This window comes from Acinetobacter sp. YH12135 (assembly GCF_013418565.1).
Taxonomy (GTDB): domain Bacteria; phylum Pseudomonadota; class Gammaproteobacteria; order Pseudomonadales; family Moraxellaceae; genus Acinetobacter; species Acinetobacter towneri.
The window spans coordinates 1-12181 of sequence record NZ_VPBU01000034.1 but is presented as its reverse complement, the minus strand read 5'-3'; the positions used below and the strand labels follow the sequence as shown (position 1 = coordinate 12181).

Here is a 12181-nt window from a genome sequence, read left to right as displayed (position 1 = left end):
AAAACTATCAATGTCACTTGAGAGTGAAAAACAAGAACACATCGAGTTACTCAAAAAACTCAATGAACATCTAACAAATTCTCAAGATATGATAGAAGATAATATTTCTGATTTTATAAAAAGAATTGACTTAACTGAGTTATTAAATACTGTTAATGAATCAAAAAATAATATTCAAAATCAAAAAGAAAATATTAATAAATTAAATCAAGAAATTGAGTCAATTTATAAAAATGTTAAAAATAGTCTTGGTGTTTTAGATGAAAAAACAGAATATATTTCTAAAACAATCCAGAATAACAGCAATTTAATACAAACAGAGATTATTAAAAACGTATCTGTCAGCGTAAAAGAAAGCATAACAACACATTTTTTAAGTCAATTTAATGAACAGAATAAAAATCTTATCGCTAGAATAACAGAAGCGAACGAAAAAGCGGTAAATAATTCAATTTCAATTTATAGTGAATTAACTGAGGGAGTACATGAGATTAAAAGTAATCACTTTAAAAGTCTTGAAAACTTTAAAGAACATGTTAATGCATTCAATGAAGAAATCAATTCTGCAATAGAAAATATCGGAAGTGCATTTTCAGAAGTCAAAGAAAATAACATTAAAAGCATGAATGATCTTTATAATTCTTGCGCCAGCTTTCAAAATAAAGTCATTGAAAAAATAAATGCAGAAGTTGGACAAATAAATAAATTTTTTGACCAAAAAATTAGTGATATTTCTAAAGCAGTACAAGATAGCTGCGCCAATACTCTGCAAACAATGGGCAACACAGAACAGCAGATCAATCAGAAATCCAAGCAACTGACGTCTGTTTTAGAGGAAAATGCAAATGCAAGCATTGGAATGACTCAAAAGATTATAGAAAAACAAGAAAATATCTATAAAAATTTATGTAATAAATTGAATTTAAAGTATTTTTCAGTTAATTCAATTTCTATTCTTATCGTTACTCTTGTTATTCTTTTTGGTCTTAACATCGCTGCAACGATGCGATATGAAAAAATGAAAAATTACAGCTTAGCATTAGTCAGTCAGAGTCAAAAACTGCAATCTGATATCAAAGACCTGGAAGTAACCAGAAATGATTTAATCGTTTTAACAAAGCAATCTGTTAATGAAGTGAGAAAGAAATTTCCACAGCTTCAGATAGGAATAAACTGTAAATCACTAGATTAAGCTTATTTGGCTTTCATTTCCGATTTAAGCGACTTTTGATAAATCGTTGCAGGTCTTTATGAAAATAGCTTAAATCGATCCAAAAACCCCTTTTTTTTGTATTTAAGCAGCATATGCAGAGCGAGTGTCTACGAGCGAACGGATGCAATCAAAATTCTCGCTATGTTTTTTCCCTGATTACAAGCTTCCTTTTGATTCTCAGACTTAGATACAGAGCATCCCGAAGGGTGCGAACTTATTTAATTTGAGTCTAGACTGAGCGTAGCGAGTGTTAAAACTTATGAGCGAAGCGAATTCATAGTTGCTTTTGCTTTTTTTAATTTCAAGTAGGTATTAGTCAAAAAATTGCCCCAACGAATCGAGCGATAGCGAGATTCAATAGAGTTTGAGCGTAGCGAAAACCAAGGGCAATTTTTCATGACTTAGGCTTTTAATTAATTTTAATGTTTTTAAATGTTTTTAAATGTCCTGAAAGGCTTAATCTACAGTGCTTTCAAGGGGTATATAGCAACGTTTCCTCGGTCATATAGCAACGTTTCCTCGGTCATATAGCAACGTTTCCTCGGTCATATAGCAACGTTTCCTCGGTATTTGACAACAAATATTTATTATGTTGTTATAACAACATAATAAAACCGTTGCTAAATAGAAAGACATGGCCGACTTAGTCGTAAAATCAAATAAACTTGTTCAAGCCTTACAAACACTTACTTTAAGTGAAACTCGCCTATTACAGCTCGCTATTGTCGATGCTCGTGAAACTGGCCAAGGATTATCAACTGAAGAGCCATTAGAGCTAAATGCTATTAGATATGCTACAGCTTTTAATGTTTCACCTGATGCTGCTTATTTAGCTTTAGTTGAGGCAGAAGATTCTTTATTTAAAAGACAATTTACTATTACTAATGAAGATGGGACTTTAACAAAAAGTCGTTGGATTCAAGATGCTAATTATCGAAAAGGTGAAGGTCGCATACTAGTAACATTAACTCGTGTTGTAATTGAACATGTCACAAAAATAGATGGTTTTGAACAATATTTTACTAGTTACCATCTTAAAAAAACTTCTGATTTTAAGAGTGTTTATGCTGTACGACTCTATGAATTGTTAATGCAATGGAAGTCTGTAGGCAAAACACCTATGTATGAGTTGAATAAATTTCGCAGCCAGTTGGGCATAGGAGTTAATGAATACGATCGTATGGAGGCTTTTAAAAGACGTGTTTTAGATATTGCTATTAAACAAATTAATGAGTTTTCTGACATTACCGTTAAATATGAACAACATAAAAAAGGCCGTGCTATTTCAGGCTTTTCATTTACCTTCAAGCAAAAGAAAACCAATCTACCAATAACGGATAAGCGAGCTCCAAACACGATAGATATTTTTTCAAAAATGACTGATTCTCAACGTCATCTGTTTGCAAATAAACTTTCTAGACTCCCTGAAATGAATAGCTACTCTCAAGGTACAGAAAGCTTTGAACAATTCGCTGTACGCATTTCAGAAATGCTAAAAGACGCTAAAAAATTTGAAGAATTATTCCCTTATCTTCAAAAAGTTGGCTTTGCTCCTGCCTAAAATTTAAACTTGATCATTTGTCTATTAGACAGTCTAATAGACAGTAACTTTTTACAAGTTTAGGCATAGGTTTACTGAATGAAAACCCTTACAGTTCTTGAACTTTCCAAGCTTTACAACATTAATAGACAAACGATTTACAACAACATAAAGAAAGGAATTTTAAGTAAAAATTCTGAGAATAAGATTGATCTAGCAGAAGCTATCCGTGTTTTTGGAGAACCAGTCAAAAAACAGGATGTAAAAGAATTTGTAAAAGTAGACAGTCCAAATTCGGCAGAAGTTTTACTGCTTAGACAACAAATAGACATGCTGAAAAATCAGCTTGATGATGCTAAAGATCGTGAGTCTTTCTACCAAAATCAGATCGAAACGATGCAACGCCTACTAGAAGCTCCTAAAGCACCAAAAATGGAAGATCCAACACCAGTTGTACCTCCTCAAGAGACGATTGAAGTCCCAGTACCTGAACAAGCAACTGAGGTTAAAACTGAGATCCAAACGCAGAATAAGCGGATCCCCGTGCCGGAGCATGTTGAACAGGAACCGGAGAAAAGGGGCTTTTGGAGCCGTTTTTTTAGACCCTATGATTAACCACGATTATTTAACTAATATGAATAAAGTCGTGAAACATTGCTCAAAGAATAGGCGTGGAACGTGAAAAATCATAAAAAAAACCCACCTTGGGGAAGATGGGCTATAAACTTTGAAATAAGTATATAAATTTCAAAGTAAATTATAACGCATTTCGTATAAGGTGTATTATGTTAATTTTAGAAATTCTTAATTTGATTATGCCAAATCATTTTATAAAGTAATTAAAAAGATATTCTAGTGGAATCTCTCTATATATAACTTAACGCTTAGGATAAGAGCGTTTGTGTTTGCACACATGCTCTAAAACACCCAAACGATAGCGTTTATATGCTCGTACATTGACTAATTTCTTGGTCATGTCCTTACTCCCTATCTAATTCTGTTAGTTGGGGGAACTAACACCCATTAAAGCCCTTGCTTATTTATGGGAAAGATTTAGAGAGATTCCGTTGCTTAATATATAGTAGTTCTATATATTTTCAAGTAATTGTTTTTAAAAAAAATATAGTGAATTGAATGTATCTAAATAGTTTAAAAATTAAGAATTTTAAAGGGTTTTCTGAAGAACATAATTATTTATCTTTTAATACTCCAACGGGTGAAAAAGGTAGTGGCCTTAATATTTTCATTGGAGAAAATAATAGTGGGAAATCCACTGTATTAGAAGCTATTGATTTCATAAGAAATAGTACAAAAAAGGATCTAAATATAATTCATCACAAAAGCTCAACTGGTGAGTCTGCACAAGAAGCAGTAATCGAACTAGAATTTATTGGAGAAATATTTAACGTTATTGAGACGTTTGCTCAATCTAATAAAGTAGAGTCTTTTAGAGAAGTAATCTATCAATGTCAGGAAGGTAAAGACTACTTTAAGATCTCTAGATCAACTTCAGAGATCAAAGTTTTAAAAACATGGAATCAAAATAATAATTCATTTACTAATACAGGAGGTCTTGATGCGACGATAAAAAAACTGTTTGAGACTAATTTTATCTGGGCTGATACTAATCCTAATGATGAAGCAGCTTTTGGTGCATCAACCCTATGTGGCACGCTCTTAAAAGAAATTGCAGCAGAACATGCAAAAACAGATGAATTCCTTGCTTTTGAAGAAAGATTCAATCAAATTTTTAATTCTCAAACATCAGAATTACGGCAAAAAATTTCTGTTATTGAACAAAAACTCAATTCTATTTTTACTAGCCAATTTGGTGAGGCATCTTTAAACTTTCAATTTGACACTCCTAAAATCGAGTCATTTTTTAAAGGTTCATCCATACTTATTGATGATGGTGTACAAGTTAAAATGGATGAAAAGGGAAATGGAATGCAACGATCTGTTGCATTAGCTTTACTTCAAATTTATGCAGAAGAAATTGCATTTGACCAAGAAAAACAGTTATCTAGACCATTTTACTTATTTATAGATGAGCCTGAAATTTGTCTACATCCTACAGGACAAATGAAATTATTTGATGCTCTCTTAGAAATCTCAAAACATCGGCAGGTCTTTGTCACCACTCATTCGCCTTATTTTTTAAATTCTCGCTATCTTGATAAAGTTGGAATATTTATATTTAAGAAAGAAAATCATAAAAATGTTATATCAAAAGCTAATATGGATTATTTTTTCCCATGGAGTCCAACATGGGGAGAAATTAATTATAAAGCTTACAATTTGCCGACTTTAGATTTACATAATGAACTATATGGATATTTACAAGAAAAATCAGAGAAATCTAATGAAAGAGAATTCGAGGCATGGTTAGAGAGCCAGAGTTGTTCAAAACATAAATCATGGATTAAAGAAAGAAACGGAACTGTACTTCCATCATATTCAGTAACGCTAATGACATTTGTTAGGAATCATATCCATCATCCTGAAAATATTACTATGCAAAGCTTTCCCTACACATTGGAAGAATTACATCAATCAATAGACGAGATGATCAGAGTTCTAAAATTTAACAACTATCACATTATTATTTGATATTTTAATCAAAACCACAAAATTGAATTATGAAGATAAAGAGAAAAATATTGAAATTGAAAATATGTATGTACTACACCAAGCAGGCAGTATAATGAGTCTAGGACTCATTATACTGCCTGCTTGGTGTAGTACAAGAGAATCTAAGTACTTGACAGTAAAAAAAAATTACGTACAATGCGCTAAGCGCATTGTACGTAATTTTTTTTTACTGTCAAAATTTATTAACTTTTTTTATGTTATCATCATCTAATCGATTTAGATGTCTCTTTTAAGCGCGAAACAAATTGCTTCCAAGAGCTATAATTTGCGTAGGAACACCGTTAATGCTTGGATATTAATGTCGTGTGAGACCTTAAGAGAGACGGAGGCGAGCTAGTTTTATTAGCTCGCCTTTTTTTATTTCTTAAATAAAAGTTTACCAAGACGATGTTTATTAAGCTTTTTAAGTTCGCACTGCATAAAATTCCACAGAATATTATTATTAATATCTATTGTTAAAATAAGAAGAATATGATTTTTAGAATTTCTAAATATCCCAATAAAAACGAGTCTAAAACTACCATCTGAATACTTAACTTCCCATACTTCAAATGGATTCAACAATGTAAAATGAGCCAATTTAGAAAATCGTTCTCTAGCATCACTTCTTTTTAAAACCACATGCTTCAAGTTATCTATCGAGACCATAGCCCAACTGTTTTGAAGGGCATTAATAGGGATTCTTCTTGAGTAAATACCATCAATTAACTCAAACTCTTTACAAACAATATCTAAAGCTTCTTCTTCTGTGTTACCAGCCTTCAAAATCATTGTTTCTTCAAATGGATGAAATTCTTCTATAGGAGTATTTCTAATATCATCGAGATTAAGGTCTTTCCAATTTTCTTGATCTTTTTCCTCCTTAATCATTTAGTATCTCAGCCATAAAAACTAACTATTCTACTCGATTATTTATTTAATAATGCACAATTATCAATCACTTCAACTAAAGATGAATACCTTTGACTTTCAAAGCTAAATTTATCCACTTAACATAAAATCTCTTATTCGCAATTTTAAAAACTGGACTTTTCCACCAATTTGCCTTCTATTTAACATAATGGTGGTTATACGCAATACACTTGTATATTAATATAAATATCAATAACTTATTCAAAGTAGAAAAATCCAAAAATGCCCCAAAATCCGATTTTGAAACAAGTCGGCTTTTTTATGAGCGGTTTTGATACTTCTTGCCAATAAAATTGTTTAAAAAATAGTCAATTTTGAGGTTTTTCAAATTTTATCAATGCTTGAATGCTTAAAATTATCCACATTTTTTGTGGATAAAATTTAGGCTATTTTGTACGCCCTGGCGCACATGAAACTCGTCCCTTTGCGGCTATCCGGAATACTAGAATTTTCCTATGATAAACTCATCAGGAACAGGAAGTTCCATACAAGAATAACAAGAGATAAGCTCAAGGACTGTAAGGTACGACAGGAGTTATACCGAGCGAACCAATACGAAAAACCCCGGCAGGATGCCGGGGTTTTTTATTATCTAAACTTTTTAAATTAGGGTTGGATGGGCATCCAGAATGCGAATTAGAGTCGCTGCAGGACCAGTCGGATATCGACGGCCTTGTTCCCAGTTTTGCAGAGTTCTCGCGCTGATATGCAAACGTGCAGCAAATTCTGCCTGGGTTAAGCCAGTTTTCTCACGTACTTCTTTTATATCTGGTAATTCAAGCTCAGTCATTCGACTTGCTTTGATTTCATTGCGTTTGATGGCACCAGCTTCTTTGATTGAAGCAACCAGGTCATCAAATAAGTTGTTATCCATGAAATTGCTCCTTCACTAATTGACGTAGGATCGAGGTCTCTTTGTCTGTCAGATTATCTTTCACAGACTTTGGATAAGCGACTAGGAAAAAGATCTGATCATCCTCTGTGACCCAATAATAGATCACCCGGATACCACCACTTTTACCCTTATTACCTTGAGCACAACGTACTTTACGAATACCACCGCCATTCTTGATTAAGTCACCTTTATCGGGCTGTACCAAGAGATCTTCCTGGAGCTGACGATACTCTTCATCACTGACAAGCTCTTTGATTTGCTTGGTAAAAATACTGGTTTCAATGAATAACATAGGGTTAAGTACGTCAATGGCGTATAAGAATTTTAGCAGTTCTAGAACAAAAAAACGAGAGCTGTAGGCTCTCGTTTCGCATAATCAGTATTATGTTAATTTTAGAAGAAATTAACAATTTCTGTATTTTATTTAAATCTCCAGTTTTTCTAACTTATCAAAGTGGATGCGTAATTGTTTAAAATCCTCATCTTCAATATCCTTTGCATGAGCATCTACTCTATATTTATTAATATCCTCTAACATTATTAAAAATCTTTGTTTTTCAAAACCATCTAGAAAGTTTAAAAATTTTTCCCAGTTTTGACTTAGGATATTTTTTAAATCCAATAAATATAAAGGACTACTATTTCCAAGAACCTCATTGATAGTGTGTATTCTTAAACTATCTCTTTTAGCTTCTGGAATTGCTTTTAATAATTCATTTAATGCTTTTTTTCCATATGCGAATTTTAATCCATTTAATATTAATTCTCTTAACTTCTTTTCTAATCTATTTCTTCTTAATGAAATTTCTTGCAGTTTTTCCTCATCAGATAAATTAATTTTTTTAAATCTATTTTTGTTTTTTAAATAATCACCTAATGACTCTAAACTTAACATATATTTCTCATTGTAATGTTTTTCCACCAAACCAAATGAGAGAAGATGTTGAACCAAACTTTTATTATCTTTTGCTAATTCTATGAATGTTTCATTATCTTCTAATGCAAGCATAATTAACATTTCATATTCATCAGGATACCAAGTACATAAGATATTTAGCATCATATCGAAGTACTGTTCAAGATTAGCCTGATATGATTCTAAAGCGATAGTATAAGTACCTTTATCTACTTTAAAAGGGCGATCACCTCTATAACTAGTATGTATAAAACTGCACATTTGTCTTATTAAAAATGGGTGTCCACCGCAATCATTATATAATTTAGAACAAATATCTGCCTCAAAATTCAATCCCATTAATCTTCCCAAATTACCAACCATTTCAATAACTTGATCTATAGAAAAATTTGGTAAGTAATGAATTGAGCAAGATAAATATATAGGGTTATCATGACCCAAAAACTGAGATTCTTCTATACACTTAGGATTTGTACCTACTAGCATATATGTATAAACAAGAGGATGTTTTTGATAAAAGGCTCTTAAAGTTTGCCAAAAATAAATAAAATCCTTGTGATTTGACCAGTGATCTGAAGATGCTGTTCCTGGGCTGATTCTTTCAATTTCATCAAAAATAAATAGTGTTGTTTCATGTTTTTTAGATTCATATATCTTTAGAATATCTTCTTCGAAACTTTTAGCTGCATTTTTTTCATCATATCTATTTTCACACTCAATTTTAATTTTTGAATCTTTAACTAATTTATATTCTAAAACTAAATCCTTTAATAACTCATACCACCTTTTTTTATGTATTGATGGACTTTCACAATCAATCATTAAACATTTTTTCTTTTCAAGGTCTAATTTTCGCTGTATAGCGTATACAATTGATGTTTTACCACTTTTTCTTAGACCAAAAATTCCAGCATGCTCGCCAGAATTATGTTTACTTATAAGCTCATGGACTAAATTTGTTCGTCCAAAAAAGTAGCTGTCTTTTTTCAATGGTGATTTAAATGCAAATAAATCTCTAGAATAAAAAACTTTTCTAAACCTATTATCATATAATTCTGAGTTAACACTGTGATAAATTTCATCATAAGTAAATGGAATAATTAGTTTCTGTTCAGGATCTGAATTGGATATTTTTTTTACCAGTTCTTCAACATTATTATCTTTACTAATTAAAATGGAACATAAGTTTTCCACTCTAGATTTTGGGAGTTTTTGAAAGATATTTTCAAAGACATCTAAGGTTCTTGGCTCAAAATTTGTATATGGGCTAAATAAACAAACAATTTCTCGATCTAAGTTAAATTTTTCAGTAAATTGCGTAGTTGGTTTAATAAGGAAATAGTCGTAAGTAGAATTCTTTATTTGAAGGCTTTCCCCACTAGAAGTAACGTACCAAAAATTTTTAAGTTTATTGACTATAGCCTTTTCAGATGCACTAAACCGTTGAAGAGCAAATTTTGGATGTATACCAGCATTAACAAAAGGTGTAGAACTCATGAATACTCATCTATCTAATAAAATTTTTTATATATTAATGATTTAATTTTTATTTAAAAAGGAGAATATCTTTTATTTAACATAAAATCTCTTATACGCAGTTCATCTGTAAGTCCAAAATAGAAATGTCCGGAGGATGGCATATAACTGTAAAAAACTATCTTTAGGTAGGTATCAACTGACATTTAGCCCATTTTAGGTAGGTATCAACTGACATTTTGATCATTTAGGTAGGTATCAACTGACATTTGGTAGGTATTAACTGACATTTTGACCATTTTAGGTAGGTATCAACTGACATTTAGCCCATTTTAGGTAGGTATTAACTGACATTTTGACCATTTAGGTAGGTATCAACTGACATTTTGATCATTTAGGTAGGTATCAACTGACATTTTGATCATTTAGGTAGGTATCAACTGACATTTTGATCATTTAGGTAGGTATCAACTGACATTTTGCCCATTTTAGGTAGGTATTAACTGACATTTAGCCCATTTTAGGTAGGTATTAACTGACATTTAGCCCATTTTAGGTAGGTATCAACTGACATTTTGATCATTTAGGTAGGTATCAACTGACATTTTGCCCTTTAGGGAATCTATAAAAGAACCCTAACCTACTTTAATTTTTACTCTAAAATTTATCAATTTTCAGAATTAGAGGTCGAATAATTTTCTATCTCGATCCTCTGTTAAATACTCATTGAGTTCAGTGAGTATTTTCTCTTTGTTGGCTTCATTTTCCATCTTTTTAAGCAAATAAGAACCGAGCAGAATTTTACGTCTAGTATCGTCCTTCCGTTGCTGCTCTGTAGCTTTCTTTTTTTCTCTAGCTTCGATTGCTTGTTTTTGTGCTTTTAACTGGTTTAATTTTTCTTGCTGTTTTGCAATTTTTTCATTTAAAGCATCAATACTCATAACATTACATTACCCGTGGATTCTTCTCGATCATAAGCGTGTTTGAACTTTGGTTCAAGACACTATATGATACTCAAAGAATCCCGTAAGGGCGCACTTAGCCATTGAACAGAGTTCAATGAGTACGACAAGGGGAACTTCCCCTTTGTGATCCCCGACCAACCTTGATCCGGTTGGTGATTCCGCTAAAGCGAAATCTAAAAGCAAGAGCAAAAGCAAAATGGCGATCTATCATTTTTCGGTAAAGACGATTAGCAGAAGTGAAGGACGTAGTGCCGTTGCTGCTGCTGCTTATCGTTCTGCTGAAAAATTGACTTGCGACTATTACGGCAAAGAACAAGATTACACAAAAAAATCAGGCGTGGAATTTACCAATATCTATGCACCAGAAAACACACACTCCGATCTTTTAGAACGTGAAAAACTGTGGAACGCAGTTGAAAAATCAGAAAACAGAAAAGACGCTTTACTTGCTCGCGAATTTGAAATCGCATTTCCAAATGAGTTGAATGCTGAGCAGCGTAAAAATATGCTCAATGAGCTATGCCAGGATCTTGTCAAACGCCATGGCGTGATCGTGGACGCAGCAATTCATGCACCGCACACGACAAGCGGATCTGATGAACGCAACTATCACGCTCACATCATGTTTACGGCGAGAGCGATTGACTTAGAAACGGGACTTTTTGCATCTAAAAAATATCGGGACTTTAGTCGAGACAATGGCACAGAAACAGTCAGTCAGTGGCGAAAAGACTTTGCCGATCTTGCAAACAAGCATTTAGAGCAAGCTGGCTTTGATGTACGTATTGATCATCGCAGCTATGCTGACCAAAACAACGGATTACAAGCAACATTACATGAAGGTCCATCTGTTACCGCTTTGCGTAGACAATACGAAAGAGAACAGCAAAAGTTATTTGATGAAAGAAATCATGAAATCGTGCTTCCAGCCCTGGCAAAACAGAATGACGCTATCAAACTGTTTAATCTTGAGCTTGAGATTACTGCGACTGAAAAACTCATCAAAACAATGCGGCACGAAGCAAAAGAAACAACTTTTGATAGCATCTTAAACGAAGCAAAAAATACAAAAACGTATGATTCTGATAAAACTTTTCTAAAATCCCAACAAACGGAAAATGAAAAAAAAATTTTTGATACGCTCAACTCAAGTATCTCCCGTTTGAACAAAACAGCGCTGTTTTCACAACTTGATTCAAGCATTGATAATCAAGCAGAAGCGGAACGTCAGGCCAAGTTCAAGACAGAATCAAGAGTAAAGCTTGAAGCTGAGCGTATCGCAAAAGAAGAGCAGCGTTTGAAAGCCCAGGAAGAAGCTGAGGCCAAGGCAAAACTTGAAACTGAGCATCAGGCTAAGATCAGGGCAGAAGCAGAAGCGGAACGCCTGGCTCAAGCGAGGAGGGATGATTTTAATCCATTTTAGAGGTTCGTTATGAGCGATCAACAAATTGCAGCGACATTAAAAGATATGTCAGATGCTCTACAAAAACTATCAATGTCACTTGAGAGTGAAAAACAAGAACACATCGAGTTACTCAAAAAACTCAATGAACATCTAACAAATTCTCAAGATATGATAGAAGATAATATTTCTGATTTTATAAAAAGAATT

Annotated in this window: 11 protein-coding genes; 6 read left to right on the top strand and 5 right to left on the bottom strand. The window is 32.8% G+C overall.

The genetic code is table 11. From position 1 onward, the window contains the following. From FTU70_RS13690 to FTU70_RS13675, 4 genes are all read left to right on the top strand, one after another. Positions 1-1192: hypothetical protein (locus FTU70_RS13690; protein WP_180060760.1), on the top strand; the 1192-nt coding region annotated here is incomplete at its 5' end. Positions 1193-1847: 655 nt separating this feature from the next. Further along, entirely contained in the window at positions 1848-2774 is a 927-nt protein-coding gene (repM, locus tag FTU70_RS13685) for a replication initiation protein RepM (protein ID WP_180060759.1), read from the top strand. A gap of 78 nt (positions 2775-2852) precedes the next feature. Next, a complete protein-coding gene (locus FTU70_RS13680) occupies positions 2853-3368 on the top strand; it encodes a plasmid replication DNA-binding protein (protein WP_000855181.1) in 516 nt (171 codons plus the stop codon). 519 nt (positions 3369-3887) lie between these two features. Next, complete coding sequence (locus FTU70_RS13675; protein ID WP_180060758.1) at positions 3888-5363, top strand: ATP-dependent endonuclease; 1476 nt, start codon at positions 3888-3890, stop codon at positions 5361-5363. A 399-nt stretch (positions 5364-5762) separates the two neighbouring features. Here FTU70_RS13675 and FTU70_RS13670 read toward each other — a convergent pair whose 3' ends face one another. The 5 genes from FTU70_RS13670 to FTU70_RS13650 form a co-directional block, all read right to left on the bottom strand. Beyond that, positions 5763-6275 carry a PBECR2 nuclease fold domain-containing protein gene (locus FTU70_RS13670; protein ID WP_180060757.1) on the bottom strand — a complete coding sequence of 171 codons (513 nt, stop codon included), beginning with the start codon at positions 6273-6275 and terminating at the stop codon, positions 5763-5765. Between the two features lie 643 nt (positions 6276-6918). After that, on the bottom strand, positions 6919-7191 hold the full coding sequence (nadS, locus tag FTU70_RS13665; RefSeq protein WP_180060756.1) for a NadS family protein: 273 nt from the start codon (positions 7189-7191) through the stop codon (positions 6919-6921). Next, positions 7184-7504: a type II toxin-antitoxin system RelE/ParE family toxin gene (locus FTU70_RS13660; protein WP_180060755.1), complete on the bottom strand. Its 321-nt coding sequence runs from the start codon at positions 7502-7504 to the stop codon at positions 7184-7186. The genes nadS and FTU70_RS13660 overlap by 8 nt, the downstream gene beginning before the upstream one ends. Positions 7505-7636: 132 nt before the next feature. After that, the gene (locus tag FTU70_RS13655) at positions 7637-9625 is read right to left on the bottom strand and encodes an ATP-binding protein (protein ID WP_180060754.1); all 1989 of its coding nucleotides are present in this window, start codon (positions 9623-9625) and stop codon (positions 7637-7639) included. Positions 9626-10284: 659 nt separating this feature from the next. Further along, positions 10285-10545 (bottom strand): mobilization protein, encoded by a 261-nt coding sequence (locus tag FTU70_RS13650; protein WP_121775320.1) that lies wholly within the window; start codon positions 10543-10545, stop codon positions 10285-10287. 220 nt (positions 10546-10765) lie between these two features. Here FTU70_RS13650 and mobQ point away from each other — a divergent pair, with 220 nt between their 5' ends. Continuing rightward, the gene (gene mobQ, locus FTU70_RS13645; RefSeq protein ID WP_180060753.1) at positions 10766-11992 is read left to right on the top strand and encodes a MobQ family relaxase; all 1227 of its coding nucleotides are present in this window, start codon (positions 10766-10768) and stop codon (positions 11990-11992) included. A gap of 9 nt (positions 11993-12001) precedes the next feature. After that, the coding region (locus FTU70_RS13640) for a hypothetical protein (RefSeq protein ID WP_180060752.1) at positions 12002-12181 on the top strand (180 nt) is incomplete at its 3' end.